This window comes from Limnohabitans sp. TS-CS-82 (genome assembly GCF_002943475.1).
Window position 1 is genome coordinate 21,235 of the sequence record NZ_PTQX01000021.1, and the last position, 22,377, is coordinate 43,611.

The window sequence follows — 22,377 nt, forward strand, 5'->3', positions numbered from 1 at the left end:
GGGAGATGGTTCAGAGCGGGTGCTCTGCGTCGGCTGCGCGTACGGCTCTGACGAATTCGTGAATCTTGGCGGCATCTTTGATGCCTTTGGCCGATTCCACGCCGGAGCTCACGTCGACCGCGAGCGACAAGCCGCGGTCACGCAGCGCACGCAGGCCGTCTGTCACGTTGGCAGCGTTGAGTCCACCAGACAAGACGAGGTGAGCGTTGACGTTTGGAGGAAGCTGTGACCAATTGAATGTTTTGCCGCCGCCGCCGTAACCGTCGACATGGGCGTCGAGCAGCACTGCTTGGGCGTCTGAGTAATCTTGCGCGTATTTTACGAGGTCAAACGCAGGCTCGTCCGGCGCGGGTTCTAGGGGAATGCGCGCAGCACGTAGCCATCGGCGGCCCAAGCTTTGGGCGATTTGGCGGCATTCTTCAGGCGTTTCGTCACCATGAAATTGCAGCCACGCGCCCGGTACTTGGGCGCAGGCTTGGGCGATGGCCTCGTGCGTTTCGTTCACAAACAGCAACACCGGCGTGACAAAGGCAGGCAGCAGACGGGCTAATTCGCCTGCCCGTTCCGCCGTGACGGCGCGTGCGCTTTTGGCATAGATCACAAAGCCAATGGCATCGACGCCAGCCGCCACGGCCACGGCGACGTCTTGCTCACGGGTGAGGCCACAGATTTTGATGCGGGTGCGGTTCATGGCAGCGAATCATACGCAGCCGTGCGATCGGGCAAGTCCCAGTGCGCTTCGTAGCGGGGGCCTAAGAAGTACAAGCCATCGGGGCTGAAGGTGGGAGCGGCCGCATCGCGGTCGCGGGCGGCCAGCACGTCGGCCATCCACTCGGGTGGTTTGTCGCCGGTGCCGATCTTCACGAAGCAGCCCATGAGGTTGCGAATCATGTGGTGCAAAAACGCGCTGGCTTCAAACTCAAAGCGCCAATAGGCGGTGTTGGGCGAGGTGCTTTTGCGGCTGATCGCGATGTGCGTCATGGTTTTGACGGGCGTCAGGGCTTGGCAGCTGGACGCTCGGAATGAGGTGAAGTCATGTTCGCCCATCAAATACTGGGCGGCTTTTTGCATGGCTTCTAGGTCAAGTGGGCGATAGATCCAGCCTACACGGCCCACCTCGACGCTGGGTCGTACCGCGGATTCGAGCAACACATAGGCATAGCGTCGCGCAATGGCGCTGCCTCGGCAGTGGAATTCACGGGGCACTTCGCGCGCCCATTGCACAGCGATGTCGAGGGGCAGATAGCGGTTGGTGCCACGCACCCACGACTGAGCTGTGCGGTCTAGGTCGGTGTCAAAGTGAACCACTTGCATGAGGCCATGCACACCGGAGTCTGTGCGACCCGCGCACAGGGTTTGAACGCGTGTTTGGGTGAATTTTTGAAGGGCGGCTTCAAGACGGTCTTGCACCGTCTTGCCAGACAACTGGCTTTGCCACCCTTCGTAGGCTTGGCCGTTGTAGCTCAAGCCCATGGCCAAGCGCATGTTTTACTCTCGGTCAGCCAGCCATTGTTTGGCTTTGGCTTGAGTGGCGCCTTTGGACTCTTGCATCACCTCTTCCATCAGCGCGCGGCTGGTGTGGTGTTGGCCCAATTTCCAAAGTTCCTCGGCCAAGTCGACACGGACTTGGAAGGGGGCGGTTTCAGTCGCCAAGTCCAGATCCAACGAAACGCTGGGCATGGTCATGGTGGGGCGTGCCGCCGGTTGTGCCGGTGGCGAAGCGGGGGCTGCGGCTTGGTGGGCGGCTGCCTCTGCTTCGACGCTTGGCGCATGCGATGCGCCAGAAGGCTCGTCGTGCGAGGGGTCTTGGCGGTGGCTGGCGTCGTTGTCAAACTGTGGCAAATCCAAGTCGAAGTTGACATTGAGCGGTGGCAGCTCTTCGGTTTCTTCAAGCTTGGCGTTTTTGCGACCACGGCTGAGCCACAGGCCGATGATGGCCATGATCGACACCAAACCACCAGCCCCCAAAGGTGCCAAGGGGTGAGACATCCAAGCTTTGAGCGTGTCTTCGTTGAAGTCTTCGGCGCTGGCTGTGTCGGGCGGGGGGGCGATCACCACTGTGGCGCCCACGGGGCCCGCCCCTGATGCGTTCGATGTGGCGGCTGCTACGAGTTTGCTCAGGTCAGCGATGTTTTGGCTGATTTCAGACGCGCGCGAAGCCACGTCTTGCACTTCAAGTTGCTTGACAACTTTTTCTTCAGCGGCGCCTTTGCCGGGTTTTGTCAGCGTCAGCTTGTCTTCTTCGACGGCTGCTTTGTTGCTGACTTGGGCTTCTAACTTGCCTTCCGCTGCACGCGCCGCTTTGGGCACGTCGCCACCGAGCTTGGTGGCGGCCAGACGGGCGCGGTATTCGCGGAAGTCTTCGGCTTGAATCTTGATGGCTTTGCGAGCCTCTTCACGAGACACGCTGGTGGCCTCTTGCGCAGAAGGCAGCTTCAACAAAGCACCGGTTTTGAGGCGGTTGACGTTGGACTCGATGAACGCGGATGGGTTGCTGCGCAGCATGGCCAGCAACATTTGGTCTAACGAGACGCCTGACACCAAGTTCTGTTTAGCCAAAGCCCCTGCCGTGTCGCCTTGTTGCACGCCAATGCGGTTGTCGACTTGCGTGGGTGTGGGTTGTGGGCGTGGTGCTGGCGCAGTATTTGTGCTGCCTGCAGCTGCTGTGGGCCGAACATCGGGAGGCATCAACAGGGGCGGCTGAGATTTTGTAGCGGTGTGACGGCCATCGTCCAGCGACAAACTCACATCGCGCAGCGAGCGACCCGTGGCCCAATGCAGCTCCAACAGCACGTCTATGAAGTTGGCCGCTAGGGCTTGTGAACTGCTGATTTTGAGGAACGGACGGCCATCAGGACGGCGCAACAGTTGCACTTGCACGTCAATGGCGTTGCCGTTGCTTCGAGGGAGCTCCATGCGCGCAGCGCGGTAAGCCTCAGGGCTTGCCAAGCTGGCCTGCAAATCAACTTCTTCGCTGGTCGTGAGGTCGATGATGTCAATTTCAGCCCGCAAAGCTTCGCCTTGCTTGGATTGAACATTGGGACGACTCAACGTTAAGGCATGGGCACTGCCAGCGAGGCCAAATGCCAAAGCAGCACAAATTGCGGAACGTTTGAACAGTGAAGAACGGGTGTAAGCAGGACTTTTCATATTTGCTATATTAACTCTTTTTGTTAACTTTCTAGCAAGATTCGCAACATTCTGCGTAATGGCTCGGCAGCACCCCACAGCAATTGGTCACCCACGGTGAACGCGCCCAAGTAGTCGTTGCCCATCGCCATTTTGTGCAAACGGCCCACGGGAACGGTCAAAGTGCCGGTCACGGCAGCGGGTGTCAGGTCACGTTCGCTGATTTCGCGCACGTTGGGCACCACTTTGACCCAGTCGTTGGCTTGGCCCAAGATGCTTTCGATCTCGTCCATGGGCACGTCTTTTTTCAGCTTGATGGTCAAACCTTGCGAGTGGCAGCGCATGGCGCCAATGCGCACGCACAAACCGTCGATGGGGATTGAGCCCGCTGTGCGGAACGCTGGGTTACCCAAAATCTTGTTGCACTCAGCGCCGCCCTTCCACTCTTCCTTGCTTTGGCCGTGCTCCACGGGCACGTCGATCCAAGGGATCAAGCTGCCAGCCAAGGCGGTGTTGCGGAAGTTTTTGGTGGGGAACTTGGCGCTGCGCATGGTGGCTGCCACTTTGCGGTCGATGTCCAAGATGGCAGACGAGGGGTTGGCCAAGTCGTCTTTGACGGCGTCGTGCAAAGCGCCCATTTGGCTCAGCAATTCGCGCATGTTTTGTGCGCCCGCGCCCGAAGCCGCTTGGTAGGTCATGGCGCTGACCCACTCGACCATGTTGTGTTGGAACAAGCCGCCCAAGCCCATGAGCATCAAGCTCACGGTGCAGTTGCCGCCGATCCAGTTTTTGCCGCCTTTGCCCAAGGACGCGTCAATCACGTTGCGGTTGACGGGGTCCAAGATGATCACGGCGTCGTCGGCCATGCGCAGGCTAGAGGCTGCGTCAATCCAGTGGCCGTTCCAGCCCGCAGCGCGCAACTTGGGGTACACCTCTTTGGTGTAGTCGCCGCCTTGGCAAGTGAGCACGATGTCGCACTTCTTCAAAGCTTCGATGTCGTTGGCGTCTTTGAGCGTGGTTTCGTTCTTGGCTTGTGCGGGGGCTTTGCCGCCAGCGTTCGACGTGGAGAAGAACACGGGTTCGATCAGATCGAAATCTTTTTCTTGAACCATGCGGTCGATCAGCACCGAGCCGACCATGCCACGCCAACCGACTAAACCTACTAACTTGCTCATTTTTCAACGCCTTTTCAAATGTAGAAAACAGTGCCAGACCTGACTGTTTGCCCGGCTCGTCTGGCCGGGGGCGCACGACGAACCGGAGCTGTTTAGCCCTTAATGGTCGTGGTTTTGATGGTGATTGCACGCGCGCGCGCCGCCACCAGTGCGGGGGCAGCGAAGTTCAGAGAGAACGAGCGGGCGTGAAACATGTGTGCGATTGTAGTGGATGGGTTCTTGTGGCTGGCTGACAGATTTTTGAGGAAGTCTTTAACCGCTGCCTTGATATGTTGATTGAATGTATCCCATGGAATACAATCAAGCCACGATTGAAATCAGGCAAACCGAACACTACGCTCGCTGGTTTGCTTCGCTGCGTGACCGAACGGCGAGAGCGCGAATTGGCGAAGATGCTTTAGGAGAGAAACATGGCAAACAACGCAACCCGCACTTGGGATGCTGCAGAGCATCTCAAAACCGAAGAAGATATGGCGGCCTATTTAGAGGCAGCGTTAGAGGAGGGCGATTCCGCTTTGATTGCTGCAGCGTTAGGCGATATTGCGCGCGCAAAGGGTATGTCTCAAGTGGCTCGCGATACGGGGCTTGGCCGTGAAAGCCTTTACAAAGCTTTGTCGTCCACAGGCAACCCAGAGCTGGCGACCATCATCAAAGTAGTTCACGCTTTGGGGCTTCGGCTTCACGCAACACCCCAATAAAAAACGCGCCTCAAAAGGCGCGTTTTTCGTTACCAAGGTTACGTCGAATCAACGCAAAGCCTTCACCACCGCATCACCCATCTGAGCCGTGCCCACTTTGGTGGTGCCTTCGCTGTAGATGTCAGGGGTGCGCAGGCCTTGGGCCAACACCGCTTTCACAGCAGTTTCGATGCGGTCAGCGGCTGCCGCTTGGTTCAAGCTAAAGCGCAGCATCATGGCGGCGCTGAGGATGGTGGCCAAGGGGTTGGCCACGCCTTTGCCAGCGATGTCGGGGGCGCTGCCGTGGCTGGGTTCGTACAAACCTTGGTTTTTGCTGTTCAAAGATGCTGAGGGCAGCATGCCAATCGAGCCAGTCAGCATGGAGGCTTCGTCGCTCAAGATGTCGCCAAACATATTGCCGGTCACCACCACGTCAAAGCGCTTGGGCTCTTTGACCAGTTGCATGGCGGCGTTGTCCACGTACATGTGGTCGAGGGCGATGTCTGGGTACTCTTTGCCCACTTCGCTCACCACGTCTTTCCAGAACTGGAAGGTTTCGAGCACGTTGGCTTTGTCCACGCTGGTCACGCGGCCTTCTTTGCCAGCCGCTTTGCGCTTGCGGGCGGCTTGGAAAGCCACGTGGGCAATGCGCTCGATCTCGGGCTTGCTGTAGCGCATGGTGTCAAACGCTTCTTCGGCACCTGGGAAGTGACCGTCCGTGGCCACGCGTCGGCCGCGGGGTTGGCCAAAGTAAATGTCGCCGGTCAATTCACGGATGATGAGGATGTCGAGGCCTGAAATCAGCTCAGGCTTCAAGCTCGATGCGCTCACCAATTGCTCGTAGCAAATGGCAGGGCGGAAGTTGGCAAACAGGCCCATGTTTTTGCGCAGACCCAAAATGGCTTGCTCGGGGCGCAGAGGGCGGTCGAGGGTGTCGTATTTCCAATCGCCCACAGCGCCGAACAACACCGCGTCAGAGGCCATGGCCAACTTCAACGTGGATTCGGGCAAGGGGTGGCCATGCGCGTCAAACGCTGCGCCACCGACCAAGGCGGTTTCCATCTCGAACTTCAAGTCCAAGACATTCAAAACTTTGACGGCTTCTGCGACGATTTCGGTACCGATGCCATCACCGGGGAGAACTGCGATTTTCATGTGTGCTTTCTTGTTTTGTGCGTGCGTGTGCGTTACATCGTGTGAGCCAACCAAGGCTTGGTGGCCAAGCGCTCGGCTTCAAAGGCTTTGATCTTGTCGGACTGGCGCAGGGTCAGGCCAATGTCGTCAAAACCGTTGAGCAAGCAGTATTTGCGGAAGGCTTGTACGTCAAATGGAATGGTCTCGCCTTGGGGGCGCACGATGACTTGGTTTTCCAAGTCAATCGTCAACTCATAGCCGGGGAAGGCGTGCACTTCGTTGAACAACAGGTCAATCGCGGCTTCGGGCAACACGATGGGCAGCAAGCCGTTTTTGAAACAGTTGTTAAAGAAGATGTCGGCAAAGCTCGGGGCAATCACGGCACGGAAACCGTATTGGTCAATCGCCCAAGGCGCGTGTTCGCGTGACGAGCCGCAGCCAAAGTTCTTGCGGGCCAACAACACCGATGCGCCTTTGTAGCGCGGCTGATTCAGCACGAAGTCGGGGTTGGGCTTGCGGCTGGCGGGGTCTTGGCCGGGCTCGCCGTGGTCCAAATAGCGCCATTCGTCAAACAAGTTGGGGCCAAAGCCCGTCTTGCGAATCGACTTCAAAAACTGCTTGGGGATGATGGCGTCGGTGTCGACGTTCTCGCGGTCCATGGGGGCCACGATGCCTTTGTGTAAAGTGAATTTCTGCATTATTTTTTCTTCGCTGCGTCTTCAATGGCCGTACCGGCCTTTTGCACATCTTGGCCAATGCCGCGCATCGTGTTACAAGCGCTGAGGCCCACCACGGCCACGAGGGCTAATGCGATCAACAGAAGTTTGTTCATAGCGATGCTCCTGAGTTACGCGAACTTGCGCACGTCCACAAAGTGGCCGTGAATGGCGGCCGCAGCGGCCATGGCGGGGCTGACCAAATGGGTGCGGCCACCGTTGCCTTGACGGCCTTCGAAGTTGCGGTTGCTGGTGGAGGCGCAGCGTTCGCCGGGCTCTAAGCGGTCGGCGTTCATAGCCAAACACATGGAGCAACCGGGCTCGCGCCACTCAAAGCCAGCGGCTTTGAAAATCTCGTGCAGGCCTTCGGCTTCGGCTTGTGCTTTGACCAAGCCAGAGCCTGGCACCACCATGGCAAGCTTGATGTTCTTGGCCACTTTTTGACCGAGCTTTTTCACCACCGCGGCGGCTTCGCGCATGTCTTCGATGCGGCTGTTGGTGCAAGAGCCAATGAACACTTTATCCACAAACAAATCGTTCAACGCTTTGCCTGGCTGCAGGTCCATGTACGTCAACGCACGTTCAATCGCACCGCGCTTGTTGGCGTCTTTTTCTTTGTCGGGGTCAGGCACGATGCCGTTGATGTCCAGCACCATTTCGGGCGAGGTGCCCCAAGTGACTTGCGGCAAGATGTCTTCGGCTTTGAGCTCGACCACGGCGTCAAACTTGGCGTCGGGGTCAGAGTGCAAAGTTTTCCAGTAAGCCACGGCTTGATCCCATTCCACGCCGGTGGGGGACAAAGGACGGCCTTTGACGTAATCGATGGTTTTGTCATCCACCGCCACAAGGCCAGCGCGTGCGCCGCCTTCGATGGCCATGTTGCAGACCGTCATGCGGCCTTCCATGCTGAGTGAGCGAATGGCAGAGCCTGCAAATTCAATGGTGTAGCCCGTGCCGCCGGCTGTGCCGATCTTGCCGATGATGGCCAGCACCACGTCTTTGCCGGTCACGCCTTTGGCCAGCGTGCCTTCGACTTTGATGAGCATGTTCTTGGCTTTTTTGGCCAACAAGGTTTGCGTGGCCATGACGTGCTCGACCTCAGAGGTGCCGATGCCGTGGGCCAACGCAGCAAACGCGCCGTGGGTGGAGGTGTGGCTGTCGCCGCACACCACGGTCATGCCGGGCAGGGTGGCGCCGTTTTCAGGGCCAATCACATGGATGATGCCTTGACGCTTGGACATGAACGGGAAGAACGCGGCAGAGCCGAACTCGGCCATGTTGCTGTCCAGCGTGGTGATTTGTTCTTTGCTGATGGGGTCGGTGATGCCGTCGTAGCCCAGCTCCCAGCCGGTGGTGGGCGTGTTGTGGTCGGCGGTGGCCACGATGGAGCTGACGCGCCAGACCTTGCGGCCCGCTTGGCGAATGCCCTCAAACGCTTGCGGGCTGGTGACTTCGTGCACCAAATGGCGGTCGATGTAGAGGATGGAGGTGCCATCTTCTTCGGTGTGGACGACGTGCTCGTCCCAAATCTTGTCGTAAAGGGTGCGTCCCATGAGTCTTCCTTAGGTGGAGCCTGCGATTTTATGCCTAGCGTCCAACCCCAGCCTTTTCAGCAGTCAGGATGGTTTTTAAAGTCGATTTGTGATCTTTTATAAATTAATCAACAAAATTAAAATGCACAATGTGAAGTGTTAAAAGCGAACATCTCAACACGAAGGATATGTATGACTGAACCTGTTTCAACCACCAACAACTTGTTGATTGGCGAGGGCGTGACATTCATCGGTTCGATTCATGCACCCGGCAAGGTGTCCATCAATGGCAAGGTCAGCGGGGACCTCAAGGCCGACGATGTGTTGGTCGGGCCGCAAGGCAGTTTGAAAGGCAAAGTCCAAGCCCGCGTCATCGACGTGCATGGCGCGCTGTTCGAAGACATCACATGCAAAGAGCACATGGTCATTCGCCGAACAGGCCAAGTGACAGGTGCTTTGAGTTATGCCGAACTTGAAGTTGAGCGCGGCGGACGCTTCCAAGGTGACATGAAGCAGGTTTGAGTTGGGGCGGCCGATGGCCGCACTTTCAAACAAAAAGGGGGCTGAACAAGCCCCCTTTTTGCATGCATCAGCGGATGACGTGCGCTCAATCCAAAAAGTCTGAATAGTCTTTTTGGACAAATTTGTTGGCTGTGTCCCAAGGGTTTTTGACGACAGAACCCAACACTTTGACCATGGTAGAACGACTCCCGTTAGGGCCCTGACTCACCACTTGCAAAGGCATTTCGCGCTTGGCATCCCACAGCACACGAACCTTATTGCCATTTTTGGCACTCTCATACCATTGTCCTTGAGAGGTGCTTTCGCTGGCCTTCATGGTTTTAAGAACGGCAGGATCAATCAAGTGATAAGCGGCTAACCAAGCGCCATCGAAACCTACGGTGGCGTATTCCGCAGGGGGTACATTGACCACCACTTTATCGTGCATCGCAACCAGTCGGAATTTCAGTTTGCCGTCTGGCAAACGTTGAATCCAACGGGTGGCGGCGCTCAAGTCGGCGTGTTTGTGGTCTTTCGCAGCTCCCACTTTGGCTTTGGCGTGATCGTCTTCTTGATGGGCACCTGCAGGCATCACACGCTCAATCCAGACCGTATCACCTTGGCGAACCACACGTTCGCTGAACACAGAGCTTCGTTTGATGCCATCAGCACCCAATACGCTACTTTGATGGGTCACTTCTAAGCTCACATCAGGTGCCGCTTGCGCGGCGCCCATGCAAGCCAACCCCAGGGCCAAGCCCCAAGGTTTGACTTTGTAAAACATATTCATCTTTAAAAACCAAACGCTTTCTTCAACAAGGTGTAGACCTTGGTGTTGTCAATCGTGCCCTTAAAGCCTGCAGAACCAGCGCCCTTGGCAAACAACATCACGTCACCGCCACCGTGGGTTTCAGAACTCAGGCGAACACCTGTCTCTTGCTGATAATTTTTGTTGTAAATAGTGTCAACGCTGGTCAAATCATCACGCACGGCTTTGCGGTTAGGGCCATTGCCAAAAACGAGCGTTGTAAAAGGTTTGCCGTCGGCAGCCATTTCCAATTGCTTGGTGCGGTAGTTGGTTGTCTTACCGAGAATGTTGTTGCCCAAATGAGAGTAACCATTAAATGCCATGACATGGTCGTGGTCAGCCGTGACCACAATCAAGGTGTTTTTCAGATCCACTTTGTCCAACGCCACTTTGATGGCATCGTCAAAAGCAATGGTGTCAGCCAAGGCGCGTGCCGCATTGGTGCCGTGTAAAGCATGGTCAATGCGACCACCTTCAACCATCAAAAAGTAACCGTTGGCGTTTTTAGACAAGATGTCAATCGACTTTGCGGTCATTTGTGCGAGGCTAGGCTCTAAGGCTGGGTTACGGTCTAGCTCGTAAGACATTTGACCTTCTGCAATCGCTTGGTCAAACAAACCAATGATCTTGGTGCCCGCCGCAGTGGGGGCCGCGTTCATGGTGGTCAGATCGGTAACGTGTGTGTAACCCTTGGCTTGTAACTCTGCCACCAAGTTACGACCATCAGGGCGGCCCTTGCCAGAAATGCTTGTGTTGAAAGGCACCCAGTAACGGCTGTCTCCACCCATCAAAACATCGACGCCAGTCCCCAAGGCAGGGTTGGCGCCCACACCGCCGGGGACGGCTTGGCGCGCAATGTCGTACTCTGCATTACGGTTGCAAATGTGTGAGTAAGTAATAGCCGGGGTTGCGTGTGTCAAACGTGCTGTACTGACCACGCCAGTCGCCTTATTTTTGGCAATGGCTTGCTCAAGCAATGTGGGTACAGAAGCGCCGTTACCAGTTGCAGGGCAGTTGTTGATCGCGCTGCTGACGTTGGGCGTTACAGAGGTGTCAGTCGTGGGCCTGAATGAACCTTGCGCGAAGGTGTTGCCATCCATCGATACCACTTCGTTACGTGATTTCACGCCGGTCATGTAAGCGCCCATGGATGGGGCGCTGTCAGTGGTTTGCGCATCCAGCGAATATGTTTTCACACGAGCCGTGCGGCCCATGGTGTCCATCGCTAGCTTGCCTGATTCACCGTATTTGTAAATGCGGCTGGCAGTCACGGTCACAGGGCCCATGCCATCGCCCAAAAAGAAGATCACGTTTTTAGCTTCGCCATCAGCAAAAGCAGATACGGCGCACGTCATGGCAAGAGCTGCCATCGAGAGTTTGAAAGAGTGTTTCATGGTGTGTATTCCAAAAAATAGTCAGGGTTTACAGGCCAAAGATGTTGCGAATCAAACCGAAGATTTCGGTGTTGTTGAGAACGCCCGTGAACTTGTCAGCGCCTTTGCCGATGGCGCCAAAAAACACGTCACCGCCACCGTGGGTTTCACTGCCTAAGGCTGTAGGAATAACCGCTTCTTGGTGGTACGTGGCCCCAAATACTGTGGCGTCCGTCAACGCAGTGCGCGTTGCAAGACGGTTTTCACCATTGCCAAATCCAATGATGGTGAACGGGTTACCGTCTAAGTCTTTGGACTCTGAGCCGGTGATGTAATCCTTCAATAAGCCTAAAACCCCTGGACTGGTGTCTGTTGTTTTGCCAGTCAATTTTGCGTAACCATTCAAAACCAAGGTGTGGTCATGGTCAGCAGTCACAACGATCAAGGTGTTTTTCAGATCGGGGTCGATCACCTTCATTTTGTCGATCGCTACTTTGATGGCATCGTCAAATGCAACAGTGTCTTGCAGGGCTTTGCGCGCCGTAGTTTCGTGCAGAGCATGGTCAATACGGCCACCTTCGACCATCAAAAACATGCCACGGTTGTTGCTCTTCAAAATATCAATGGCTTTGCTTGTCATTTCTGCCAAGCTAGGCTCCTTGGCCAATGTGGCGGGAGTCGAGAGACGATCTAAGTCGTAGCTCATGTGGCTACCAGTAAACAAGCCCACCAATTTCTTTTCGCTGGTTGAGGCCGCGTCGAATTCAGTTTTATTGGCAACGAATTTGTAGCCAGCTGTTTTGAACTCAGCCACCAAATCACGGTTGTCGGTACGGCTGGTACCCGTGGTGCCAGCTGGTGTGAAGTGACGTAAACCGCCGCCCAAAATCACATCAACGCCAGAACCCAATGCGCTGTTGTAACCGCTGCCGTTGGGCACGAGTTGTGCCGCAATAGCGTTTTCGCCGTCACGGTGGCAAATGTGTGCAAAGGTTGTTGCGGGTGTGGCGTGCGTGATGCGCGTCGTTGTAATGATGCCCGTTGCCATACCCGCTGTTTTTGCTTTTTCGAGCAAGGTAGGAACAGGCGTGCCGTTGTTGCTTGGGCAAGTGCTGTTGGCACCGCTGACATAAGAGGCAAATGTGTTTTTGTCGTAGGCGCTGGTGTCCGCAGACATCGAAACAACTTCGTTGTTCATTTTGACGCCGGTCATGTAAGCGGCCATAGAAGGAGCGCTGTCAGTCACTTGCGAATCACCTGAGTAGGTGGTGATGAAAGCCGTTTCTGGCAGTGTGTCCATTGTCAACTCACCGTCTTCACCCGCTTTGTAGATGCGGGCTGCGGTCATGGTGGTTAAACCCATGCCGTCACCTAAAAAGAAGATCACGTTCTTGGCAACAGGTGCCTCGTTGGTGGAGCTGCAGGCTGACAAACCTGCGACCGAGAGTGCTGCAAGTGCACCCCACAAAATGACTTTACGCTTCATGATGATCCTCGTTGAGTAGCAAAGAAAATGTGTATCTTTGCAACCCAATAAGACGAGGTCATGAAAGATTTATGAAGATTTCGCGTCAGCAGATTTGAGTGGTTTGCAATCTGCACAAAAAAACAAATTGGCACCCAAATAACGCTTGAACGAACCCGTGTTGCGCATTTTGTGTTGGCCGCATTTCATGCAGCTCATCGTTTCGCCGGTGCGACCCATGCCTTGAAAGGGGGAGCCATTTTTTTTGTTTGTGTAGCGCAAGCCATCGCTGGCGATTTGTGTTTTGTCGTGGTGGTAATCGTTCATGCGCTTGACCTCACAAAATAGGCATCAAAAAAAAGCCGCAAGTTGCGGCTTTTGAAAAGGCTAGGAGACCTTGGAGAGAACTATCCGAGTTGGAGGCGCTGCTGCACGCAACACCTCCAAACTCAAATCAACAACTTCTTAGAAGTCGTAACGCATACCCAAAGACAAGCCCTTGCTGTCCTTGCCTGTGCTGCCGGCGACGTTGGTCGAACGGCCTTCAGTCCAAGGTGTCACAGCAGCGGCTGTACCGTTAGACACGGTGGCGTAGTTGGCGTAGAAACGGAGCTCTTTGTTGATGATGCGGTCGATACCAACGGCGGTCATCTTGGTGTCCATGCCCACTTTGTTGGCAGAACGGTCCATCACATGGGCGCGCAATACGGTGTGGTTAGGGATGATTTGGTATTCAGCGCCAAAGCCAGTGATCTTGCTGCCTTGGTCATCTGTGGCGGTTTTCATGTAGTTGGCTTTTTGGTAGAAGCCGACCAATTTCAAATCGCTCATCACTTTGTAAGACAAAGCCAAACGGGTGGCATCGCGGTCACCGTCTTTGGCGTTGGCTTGGTAGTTTTCTTGGGCCAAAGCGGCTGAGAAATCACCACCGTTGTAAGTCGCAGACATGCTGGTCATAGCGTTTTTGGTTTCCACGCCAGCAGAGCTGGTCACGGCTGTGGCGGCTTCGTGAGGCGAGTAAGCCAAAGCAACGCGGATGCCCATCATGTCAGGCGATTGGTACTGAATGATGTTGTTAGGACGCTCGTCAAACTTGGCGCCTGTGCGCGTGATGTTGCGCATGTCGCCCAGTTGGTCGCCAAACAAGTTAGCAGCTTCGCGTGCCACTTTCATGGGGGTGTCAAACTTACCCACTTTGACTTGACCAAAGCTACCTTCGATGCCGGCGAATGTGTCGCGCGTGGCTAGACGGTTTTTGTCGTCTTGAGGCGCGTTGATGGATGTCGCTGTTGTTGTGGGTGTTGTTCCAGTAACAGGCAAAGCAGGAATGGTGACCGCGTTGGAAGAGTCCGAAGTTTTGGTGAACAACACTTCAGATTCAATTTGCCAAATACCTTTCAGGTCGCCAAAGCTCTTGTCGCCACGAAAGCCCACGCGTGATGAATTGCTGGACAAGTTCATGCGGTCGTATTTGTTGCCATCGTTGAGTTGGTCAAACGAGATGTGCGCACGGCCGTAAAACTCCCAGTTGCCTGCGGTTTTGAGTTGGCTAGATTGAGCAACGGCTGACAATGCGGTAGCGCCCATGGCCACAGCCAAAATTACATTCTTTTTCACGAGTAAAACTCCGGTTGGTTAAAAACCTAGCCAGTGTTGCCTTCGCGTATGACGAGGCCGTGAAGGATTTATGAAACTTTTTTGAAACCGCTAAATTCAAGCACCAAGTGCGATAAGTGCGGTCGTGTTGATACCGCGTGTTTTCTTTTCTAGCCAACGTAACAACGAAGTTCGCCAGCCGTTCCTTTTTCTAGATGGCGCACAAACCATCGTGTATTCCAGTTGCGGCAAGCCACCACGTTTGCGCTTGAAGTCGCCTGCGCCTGAGCTGTAATTCAAAAGCAACGCATGGGTTTGGGTGTATTCATGAATGGCCGAAAACAACAGGCGGTACAAACCGTCGATCTCTGCGTCTGTGGCGTAGCCCAGCGCTGGCACGGTCAAGGTGTTGCCGACTTGGTAGAGCATGGCAAAGGCCATGATGTCGCCGTTGCTGTGTGTCAGTGTCACCGCGCGCATGACGTGTTGATTCAATATGTCTTCAAAAAAATCAGTGGTGTATTGGGCGTTGAGTTGGCTGTGCTTGTCTAAATAAATGCGGGTGTAAAGCGCGGCCATACGGCGTGCTGATTCACGCGATACGCTGTCCATCACGGCCATGCGCAGGCCTGATCGTTTGCGTGCTGTGTGGTCACGCATCAGGTGCGAAGGTTTGCGCGCCAAGCCTTGGCGCAAGTCAAACTCATACACCACGCGTGCAGGTAGCGCCACAAAACCTATCTGGCGCAGTGCGGCGATTAGGTGCGCATGCTTATCGGGTTGCAGGTTTCGCACGCCCACAAAATAGTCAGGGTTCTCGGTCATGACGCGGGTGCACATCTGCGTCAAGTCTGCGACGGTTGCGCCGTCCCACACGTTGGTAGAAACGGGCCAATTGCCCACCAAGGCGATGCGGTCCAGACCCATCCAAGACGAACAGGTTCCTAGCCGTCGTATCAACCAAGCTGCCCACCATTTGTCTTGCAACTCTTCTGCGGCGTAGTCAAACCAACCGCTGCGCAGCGAGGTGAGGTAGCTGGTGTTGGCCGTTCGTTGACTGTGCGAGACCGTGACTGCCCATGGCGCAGTGCCCAGCCATTGCAGGTCCGCGCAGGCATTGCGCATCCAGCGCTCAAGCGGCTGGCGCGGCCATGTGGGTGGCATCAGGCTTGCAAACGGTACAAATGGAACGCGCCGTAAATGCCCGAACGGTCGGTGGGGCCGAGTGTGTCAGAGGTGGCATCGTCGCGGTCCCATTTGCCTTGCAAGTCGCCCGTAAAGCAGACGTCCACCGGAGAGGTGACGCCCGCTGTTCTGAAGATCACGCGTGCACCAGGCTTGGCTGCGCGGGTGATTTCGCGCCACAAAGCGGTGATCTCTTCGTTCGACATCCAGTCTTGTGCATCCAGCAACACCACGGCATCCACGCTGAGCACATCCATGCGTGCAATCGCATCGCGGATGTTGCTTTGCTCGACCGAGAGTTTGTTCAAGTTGGTTTTGACTTGCGCGTAATGTTTGCGCATCAAATAAGGTGGCAACGCACTTTGACCTGTTGCGTCATAGCGTCGACCAAAGGCTTGCCACGCAAAGTAGTTGTCTTTGATGGGCACCACCGTGGCCAAGCGACGTGCGCGTTCTTTCAACACTTGGGCCATGTTGTCGGGTTGCTCATCGCACAGGGCGTTGTGTTGGCTGGGTGGAATGCCCAAGTTATAAAGCGCGAAGGGGCTGCTGCAAATTTTGGCCATCAATTTGGAGTCGAAAATTTTGGCAACTTTGTCGTCAAACCATTTTTCCTGCGCTTGTTGGGTGGGTTGCTCCAGCAACTCATTGAGCTTCACGCCGTGCAATTTGGCACCCCAGTGGATGATGCCAATCAGCTGCCCCAGCAAACCATATTTGTAGAAGCCTTTGGCAAACATGCGAATGCGTCGAAAGCCAATGGGGCCACCTTCCCAGTAATGGCGGCTGTCCGCATCGAGCTTGGGCGCGATTAGCGTTTTGTAGACACGCACGTTGCTCGACGCTTGTGCAATGCCAAAGAACTGAAAGAAATCCTCGTAGCTGGGCAAAGCGCGCAGCCCCGCCATTTTGAGCTTGACCAACGAGACGTGGGCGTGGTTCAAGTCAACCGCTGTCACCTTGGCTGGATTGGCTGTCAAATACGACAAGGCATTACAGCCGCCTGAGGCAATGGTGACCACATGGTCACCTTCACCCAAATTCAAGGCCTGCATGTCCATCACTGGATCTTCCCAAATTTGCGTGTAAACCAATTGACGGAACCACATCGCAAACAAACGCTCTTTCAAGGTCGCTTTTTGTTTGTGGCCAAACACCGCGTTGCTCAATAATTCTTTAGAGCGGTCTGCGTTGGCAATGGGGGCGGGGATTGTTTGTGTGAATTCCATGACGTACTTTGAGTAGAAGCGACGCCTTGCATGATGCGTTTCATTCGTGAAGATAGCGTGACGATTTGGTGTCGCGTTCATGAAATTAGAGGCACGCTTTTCACGTACAGTTCGCGCCATGAGAGTTTTTCAAATCAACCCCCAAGCCGTTGTTGAGTCGGCCAAGCTGCCCGATCAATTGCCCGAACAAGGCTTCATCTGGATGGCTTTTGCAAGACGAGAATTTGAGGTTTTGCAGCAAGAGATTCAGAGCACCTTAGAACGCTTGTGCGGCGCGCAAATTGTCGATTTGCATGTGCTGGATGTGCTGAACAACCAGTTGCCTTCGCATTACGACTACACCTCCGACTACAACCTGATGGTGTTTCGACGGCTTGCGGCGGGACAAACGGAGTCAGACCTGTCCCGACCTGGCGAGATCTTGCATCGCTCCCGCGACAAAGGCGGCCCGCCCGTGTTGCACCGCATCGACACCAGCCCTGTGGCCTTTGTGGTGTTTGACCGCTTGGTGTTGACGGTCCACCCGACCGACTGTGCCATTCGCGAGAGCTATGCCGCGCGCCTGTTGAGCTTGGGCGCGTTGGCTGCCAATACACAAGCGGGTCAGCAACCCAACCGTTTGCCTGTAAGTCCACCGGATTTGATGCTGCGTGTGATCAGTCAAATGGTGGACGGCTATCTCAATTTGCGTCGTGAACTGACGCGCCAACTTGACCACTGGCAAAGTGAGTTGATCAACCCCAAAACGCGTTTCAACAATTGGAGCGCTTTGTTGGATGCACGTTTGTCTCTGCACCATTTGGATGAGATTTGCGAAGACCAACGTGCGGCCATTCAAGACTGGATCGACGCCCTCGATGCGGTGGTTGAGCCGCATGCCGTGCACCCGCGTTCGTTTGAGTTGCTCAAAGTGCGCAGTCGTGATGTGTTGGAGCACATTGAGCGGGTGGTGCACCATGTGCGCCGCTTAGAGCAAAGTGCTGAAACGGCCGTGCAAATGCATTTCAACGCGCAGAGCAATCGGACCAACGACATCATGCGCACCTTGACGGTTTTGACGGCCATCTTTTTGCCTTTGAACTTGATCACCGGATTTTTTGGCATGAACTTTGAGACCTTTGCCGTCCTTCATGATGAGCATGGTTTGTGGTGGACGACGCTGTTCATGCTGGTCTTGGCAGTGAGCTTGGTGGTTTTCTTTTGGCGCAAGCGTTATTTGGGTGGCACCAGTTGAGCTTGCGGCACTGTCACTGATTTTTCACAATGGGTCGCTAAAGTTCATGTCAATTTCTCAATCGATTGACATGAAGGTGGCCTTATTTTTCGCCCTATCTTTAAGGCTGCGTGCTGCTTGTGCCTCTTGCACCTCTTGTCTGGGTGCGCCATTCGCAGTTATGCCGTCGATCAAGCGGCAAACGCTCTAGCGGGCCAAGATCTTGCCGCTGAGGATGACTTGGTGTTGGTGCGCGAAGCCAGCGCGTTCTACCTCAAGGTGTCTGAATCTTTGCTGCGCGAGTCGCCTAGCAACCTCAAGTTAGCGCAAACCGTCGCGGCGAGCTTCACACAATACGCCTATGCGTTTGTGGCCTTCGAGGCCGAGAAAACCGAACCTGTGAATGCCAAGGCCGCTTTTGTGCTGCGCGAGCGTGCAGCACGTTTGTATGGTCGTGCGCACCGCCATGCCATGACCGCTTTAGAACAGAGCAACCCAGGATTGACCTTGGCGCTGTCGCAGCCGTCCAAAGTGCTGGCTCCGAACCCTTCTGAGCAACAAGTGGCCCTGGCTTATTGGGCTGCTGCGTCGTGGGGCGGCCTCATTTCTTTGTCCAAAGACCAACCCGATGTGGTGGCCGATTTACCTCAGGCCATTCGCTTAGCGCATTGGGCTTGGCAGGCGAATCCGAGTTATGGGCAGGGCGCTTTGGCCAGTTTGCTGGGCACGTTTGAGGCGGCGCGACCCAACGGGTCTGCAACACAAGCTGCACAGTATTTCGACCAAGCCATGCGCGATGGTGCAGGTGCCCAAGCAGGGCCTTATGTGGCGAAAGCCGAAGGCATTGCGTTGGTCGCGCAAGATCGCGCGATGTTTGAGCAGCTGTTGCATCAAGCGGTCGATGTGGCCAGCCGCCACCGCAATTTGCAAAACGAAGTCATGCGCGAGCGCGCTGTGTGGCTGCTTGAAATGACGGACGATTTATTTTGAAAGCCTTGTTATGTTGAAGTCTGCTTTGGTGGTGTTGGCGGTGTCGTGGGGCGCCATGTGTTCTGTTTCAGCGGCCGACAAGCCATTTCGTATGGGTACGTTGGCCCCGAAAAATTCGCTCTATCACCGCCAACTTTTAGAGGTGGGTGAGGCTTGGCGTGCTGCGCAAGGTGGCAGCGCCAAGTACGTGGTGTTTGCCGATGGCAGTCAAGGCGGTGAGACAGAGCTGGCGCGCCGCATGCGTATTGGGCAGCTTCAAGGGGCCCTGTTGTCGGTGGTTGGCTTGCATGAAATTGAGCCGTCAATCAGCGCGCTGCAAGCGATGCCGCTGCTGTTTAAGAGTTGGGACGAGGTGGATTTCGTGCGCGAAAAAATGCGCCCTGCCATGGAGAAGAAATTTTTAGACAAAGGCTTTGTGGTGCTCGCTTGGGGGGATGCAGGCTGGGTGAGGTTTTTCTCCAAAGAGCCGGCCTTCAGGCCCGACGACTACAAAAAGATGAAGTTTTTTGCGTGGGGTGGCGAGGCCGATCAGCAAGAAATCATGAAAAGTCTGGGCTACACCCCAGTGCCTCTTGAGACCAGCGACATCTTGCCCTCTATCCAAACGGGCATGATCAATGTGGTGCCTTCGACGCCTTACTTTGCCTTGGCCAGTCAGGTCTACACCATGGCCCCCCATATGTTGGAGATCAATTGGGCGCCGATCGTTGGGGCTTTGGTTGTGACTAAAAAGGCATGGGACGAGATGTCCCCCGCGACGCAAGATGCGGTGCGTGTGGCGGGTGAAAAAGCCGGCGCTCAAATTCGTACCAAAGCGCGCCAAGAGGTGGAGGAGGCCGTTGACGCGATGAAAAAACGTGGCCTTGTGGTGAACAAACCCAACCCCGAACAAATGCGTGAATGGACCGAGTTGGCCGACAAGCTCTACCCCCGTATTCGCGGCACCTTGGTGCCAGCCGAAACCTTTGACGAAGTGTTTCGTCATTTGAAGGCCTACCGTGCCAGCAAGGCCAAGTGATGATAAAAATCTGGCCCTTAGACGAGGCTTTGGCAGGGATTGCACTGGCCTTGATGGCGCTGATCCCTATTCTTGAAATTGTCTCTCGCCCCCTGCTGGGCAAGGGCGTTGAGAACGCACCGGTGTTGGTGCAGCACTTGGGATTGGTGATGGCCATGTGGGGTGCTTTGGCGGCTGAGCGACACGGTCATTTGACGAGTTTGGGGGCTGTGTTCCAAGGCTTCAATGCTTGGGCGCAAGCTGCGGCCTCGCTGGTGTGCGGGGTGTTGGTCTGGGCAAGTTGGCAGTTGGTGGCGAGCGAGCGTGAGGGCGCGCAAACCTTGGCCTATGGCCTGCCCATGTGGTGGGTGCAGTTGGCGATGCCTGTGGGTTTTGCGTTGTTGGGTTTTAAATTGGCCGCACGCTGCGTGCCGCAACTTTGGGGCAAACTTTTCTTAGGCATCTTGCTGCCCGTATTGGGTTTCAGTTTGGGGGCGATGGGCGACGGCGAAGTGCTTGCGCTATGGCCGATGCTCTTGGGCTTGGCCTTGATGTTGTTGTGCGGAGCGCCCATTTTTGCGGTGTTGGGCGGGCTGGCCTTGGCGTTGTTTTGGCAAGAAGGTTTGCCGTTGGCGTCGATTGCGTTGTCGCATTATCAAATCACAGTGAATCCGTCGCTGCCCGCTTTGCCCTTGTTCACATTGGCAGGTTTGGTCTTTGCACGCACGGGGGCCGCGCAGCGGTTAGGGGCTGTCTTTTTGGCCATGTTTGGCCACGGCGCTGCGGGGTCGGTCGTGGCCGCTACGGTGTTGTGCTCCGTCTTTACCGCATTCACGGGCGGTAGCGGGGTGACGATTTTGGCCTTGGGTGGTTTGTTGTTGCCCTTGTTGCGCAATGCGGGCTATCCCGAGAAAAAGGGCATCAGCTTGGTCACCAGTGCCAGCGCATTGGGGGTGTTGTTGGCGCCGTCTGTGCCACTGATCATGTACGCCATCATCGCGCGCGTGCCGATCAACACCATGTTCTTGGCGGGCTTGATTCCGGCCGTGGTGATGGTGGGGTGCTTGCTGCTGTTTGGTGGCTATTTGCGCGTTCCCACGGCCGCTACAAGTGCACAAACAGCTTCGGCATCTCTTTCTCTGAAAGATGCGGTGTGGCAAGCCAAGTGGGAAATATTGGCGCCGGTCGTCGCGATTGGCTCGTTGATTTCAGGCCTTGCCACGCCGACTGAAAGTGCGGCTTTGACGGCCGTTTATGCGGTGCTCACACAGGCTTTTGCGCATGGTGAATTGACCACCCGTTTGTTGGCGCAGTGTTTGTCGACGTGTGCGCAAATCATTGGCGGCGTGATGTTGATTTTGGGAATGGCCTTGGGCTTGACCAATTTTTTGGTGGATGCAGGCGTGCCCGATTTGGCCATCGACTGGGTGCAAGGCATCACAAGCAACAAGTGGGTGTTCTTGTTGGCATTGAACGTCTTTTTGTTTTTTGCCGGTGCTTTGATGGAAATTTATGCAGCCATTGTGGTGTTGGTGCCGCTGTTGCTGCCGTTGGCCGTGAGCTATGGCATCGACCCCATTCACTTCGGCATCATTTTCTTAGCCAATATGGAGATGGGATTTTTATGTCCACCGGCAGGCATGAACATTTATTTTGCGTCGGCCGTTTTTGAGAAGTCATTGCGTGAGGTCGCGTTGTCTGTCTTGCCTGCTTTGGTGGCGATTTTTGTGGGGACGGTGTTGATTTCGTGGCTACCACTTGTGGCGACGGGCTTGCCAGCGCTGGTGGCCGCTGGTTGGCGCTGACGTTGATCAGCCTGCGCTGAGTGTCTCTAGTTGCGCGGTCACGCTGCTGCGTGCCAGCAGTGCCAAGCTTTTTCTGGAATGACCTTGTGGCATCAAGCAGTGGCCTGCATGCAAGCTGATGCAGACACCATCACGGGCTCGCATCACCTGGTGGAGTGAGTTGAGAAAGCTCACATCGCCCACAAACGCAGCGCGTGTGCAATGCGCGCCTGTGTGCGTGCTGGTGTAACGCAACGCCAAGGGCTGCACGGGGACATCTTGGTGAATGGCCGACTCAAACAAGTTCGCATGAAACATCTCGACGGAGTGGCCCAGTGTGCTGGTGCCTTCAGGGAATCCCGCAACGTTGTAGCCTTGCTGCAAGGCGGTGGCCACATCGACCACCATGCGCCGCGCCGAACTCGGCGACCCTCGGTTCACAAACACCACGCTGCAAGCCTGCGCGATGGCGCCGACCACGGGCCAATGGCGCACTTCTTGTTTGGCGACAAAGATGCTGGGCTGTATCGTTTGAATGACCAGCACATCCAACCACGACACATGGTTGGCGACGAGCAGTTGGGGGGTGTCTGCCAACGGGTGACGCTGGATGGGCTCGATGACTTCAACGGTCACGCCCATGAGTTTCACGGTTTGCGCAGACCAAGTTTGTATGGCTAAGAGTTTTTCTTCGCGGCTGAGTTTGGGGAATCGCACCCACAAAATCCAAAATGCACGGAGGAATGCCTGCATGAGGCGTAGGTATTTGATGAGCAGCATAAACGCCTAGAAGTTTAGGTCTTCGATGTGACAAAACCGTTAAATCGTTGTCATCAAAATTTCATGGTTTCGTCTTTGTCCCGTCACGCGATG

Annotated in this window: 22 protein-coding genes; 6 read left to right on the forward strand and 16 right to left on the reverse strand. The window is 55.4% G+C overall.

What is annotated here, in order from left to right; all coding sequences use genetic code 11:
• Positions 1–10: 10 nt before the first annotated feature.
• From C5F52_RS27410 to asd, 4 genes are read right to left on the reverse strand one after another with little or no spacing between them, the layout of a single operon-like run.
• On the reverse strand, positions 11–691 hold the full coding sequence (locus C5F52_RS27410) for a phosphoribosylanthranilate isomerase (protein WP_104801550.1): 681 nt from the start codon (positions 689–691) through the stop codon (positions 11–13).
• Complete coding sequence (gene truA, locus C5F52_RS27415) at positions 688–1,485, reverse strand: tRNA pseudouridine(38-40) synthase TruA (protein ID WP_104801551.1); 798 nt, start codon at positions 1,483–1,485, stop codon at positions 688–690. The genes C5F52_RS27410 and truA overlap by 4 nt, the downstream gene beginning before the upstream one ends.
• A gap of 3 nt (positions 1,486–1,488) precedes the next feature.
• On the reverse strand, positions 1,489–3,150 hold the full coding sequence (locus C5F52_RS27420) for a FimV family protein (RefSeq protein ID WP_104801552.1): 1,662 nt from the start codon (positions 3,148–3,150) through the stop codon (positions 1,489–1,491).
• 23 nt (positions 3,151–3,173) lie between these two features.
• Positions 3,174–4,304: an aspartate-semialdehyde dehydrogenase gene (gene asd, locus C5F52_RS27425; protein ID WP_104801553.1), complete on the reverse strand. Its 1,131-nt coding sequence runs from the start codon at positions 4,302–4,304 to the stop codon at positions 3,174–3,176.
• Between the two features lie 410 nt (positions 4,305–4,714).
• Here asd and C5F52_RS27430 point away from each other — a divergent pair, with 410 nt between their 5' ends.
• On the forward strand, positions 4,715–5,002 hold the full coding sequence (locus C5F52_RS27430; protein WP_104801554.1) for an addiction module antidote protein: 288 nt from the start codon (positions 4,715–4,717) through the stop codon (positions 5,000–5,002).
• Between the two features lie 48 nt (positions 5,003–5,050).
• Here C5F52_RS27430 and leuB read toward each other — a convergent pair whose 3' ends face one another.
• From leuB to leuC, 4 genes are read right to left on the reverse strand one after another with little or no spacing between them, the layout of a single operon-like run.
• Positions 5,051–6,136 (reverse strand): 3-isopropylmalate dehydrogenase, encoded by a 1,086-nt coding sequence (gene leuB, locus C5F52_RS27435; RefSeq protein ID WP_104801611.1) that lies wholly within the window; start codon positions 6,134–6,136, stop codon positions 5,051–5,053.
• 32 nt (positions 6,137–6,168) lie between these two features.
• Entirely contained in the window at positions 6,169–6,813 is a 645-nt protein-coding gene (leuD, locus tag C5F52_RS27440) for a 3-isopropylmalate dehydratase small subunit (protein ID WP_104801555.1), read from the reverse strand.
• Entirely contained in the window at positions 6,813–6,947 is a 135-nt protein-coding gene (locus C5F52_RS27445) for an entericidin A/B family lipoprotein (protein ID WP_104801556.1), read from the reverse strand. Before C5F52_RS27445 ends, leuD begins: the two co-directional genes overlap by 1 nt.
• A gap of 15 nt (positions 6,948–6,962) precedes the next feature.
• Positions 6,963–8,384: a 3-isopropylmalate dehydratase large subunit gene (gene leuC, locus C5F52_RS27450; protein WP_104801557.1), complete on the reverse strand. Its 1,422-nt coding sequence runs from the start codon at positions 8,382–8,384 to the stop codon at positions 6,963–6,965.
• Between the two features lie 171 nt (positions 8,385–8,555).
• Here leuC and C5F52_RS27455 point away from each other — a divergent pair, with 171 nt between their 5' ends.
• Positions 8,556–8,885, forward strand: coding sequence for a polymer-forming cytoskeletal protein (locus C5F52_RS27455; protein WP_104801558.1), 330 nt, complete (start codon positions 8,556–8,558; stop codon positions 8,883–8,885).
• An 85-nt stretch (positions 8,886–8,970) separates the two neighbouring features.
• On the opposite strand, the gene C5F52_RS27460 is transcribed toward C5F52_RS27455, so the two are convergent.
• From C5F52_RS27460 to C5F52_RS27490, 7 genes are all read right to left on the reverse strand, one after another.
• Complete coding sequence (locus tag C5F52_RS27460; protein ID WP_104801559.1) at positions 8,971–9,654, reverse strand: hypothetical protein; 684 nt, start codon at positions 9,652–9,654, stop codon at positions 8,971–8,973.
• A gap of 2 nt (positions 9,655–9,656) precedes the next feature.
• Positions 9,657–11,075, reverse strand: a complete 1,419-nt coding sequence (locus C5F52_RS27465) for an alkaline phosphatase (RefSeq protein WP_369954541.1) — start codon at positions 11,073–11,075, stop codon at positions 9,657–9,659.
• 19 nt (positions 11,076–11,094) lie between these two features.
• A complete protein-coding gene (locus C5F52_RS27470) occupies positions 11,095–12,531 on the reverse strand; it encodes an alkaline phosphatase (protein ID WP_104801561.1) in 1,437 nt (478 codons plus the stop codon).
• Positions 12,532–12,600: 69 nt separating this feature from the next.
• On the reverse strand, positions 12,601–12,837 hold the full coding sequence (locus tag C5F52_RS27475) for a hypothetical protein (protein ID WP_104801562.1): 237 nt from the start codon (positions 12,835–12,837) through the stop codon (positions 12,601–12,603).
• A gap of 138 nt (positions 12,838–12,975) precedes the next feature.
• Positions 12,976–14,127 (reverse strand): porin, encoded by a 1,152-nt coding sequence (locus C5F52_RS27480; protein ID WP_104801563.1) that lies wholly within the window; start codon positions 14,125–14,127, stop codon positions 12,976–12,978.
• A gap of 96 nt (positions 14,128–14,223) precedes the next feature.
• Positions 14,224–15,270, reverse strand: a complete 1,047-nt coding sequence (locus C5F52_RS27485) for a hypothetical protein (protein WP_104801564.1) — start codon at positions 15,268–15,270, stop codon at positions 14,224–14,226.
• A complete protein-coding gene (locus C5F52_RS27490; protein ID WP_161499779.1) occupies positions 15,270–16,520 on the reverse strand; it encodes a DUF3419 family protein in 1,251 nt (416 codons plus the stop codon). The genes C5F52_RS27485 and C5F52_RS27490 overlap by 1 nt, the downstream gene beginning before the upstream one ends.
• Positions 16,521–16,638: 118 nt before the next feature.
• Here C5F52_RS27490 and C5F52_RS27495 point away from each other — a divergent pair, with 118 nt between their 5' ends.
• The 4 genes from C5F52_RS27495 (at position 16,639) to C5F52_RS27510 (ending at position 21,525) form a co-directional block, all read left to right on the forward strand.
• Entirely contained in the window at positions 16,639–17,754 is a 1,116-nt protein-coding gene (locus tag C5F52_RS27495; protein ID WP_104801566.1) for a magnesium transporter CorA family protein, read from the forward strand.
• A 117-nt stretch (positions 17,755–17,871) separates the two neighbouring features.
• Complete coding sequence (locus tag C5F52_RS27500; RefSeq protein WP_236658031.1) at positions 17,872–18,723, forward strand: TRAP transporter TatT component family protein; 852 nt, start codon at positions 17,872–17,874, stop codon at positions 18,721–18,723.
• Positions 18,724–18,733: 10 nt separating this feature from the next.
• Complete coding sequence (dctP, locus tag C5F52_RS27505; RefSeq protein WP_104801568.1) at positions 18,734–19,741, forward strand: TRAP transporter substrate-binding protein DctP; 1,008 nt, start codon at positions 18,734–18,736, stop codon at positions 19,739–19,741.
• Positions 19,741–21,525, forward strand: a complete 1,785-nt coding sequence (locus C5F52_RS27510) for a TRAP transporter large permease subunit (RefSeq protein WP_104801569.1) — start codon at positions 19,741–19,743, stop codon at positions 21,523–21,525. Before dctP ends, C5F52_RS27510 begins: the two co-directional genes overlap by 1 nt.
• A gap of 6 nt (positions 21,526–21,531) precedes the next feature.
• Here C5F52_RS27510 and C5F52_RS27515 read toward each other — a convergent pair whose 3' ends face one another.
• Complete coding sequence (locus C5F52_RS27515) at positions 21,532–22,284, reverse strand: 1-acyl-sn-glycerol-3-phosphate acyltransferase (RefSeq protein WP_104801570.1); 753 nt, start codon at positions 22,282–22,284, stop codon at positions 21,532–21,534.
• Positions 22,285–22,377: the final 93 nt, after the last annotated feature.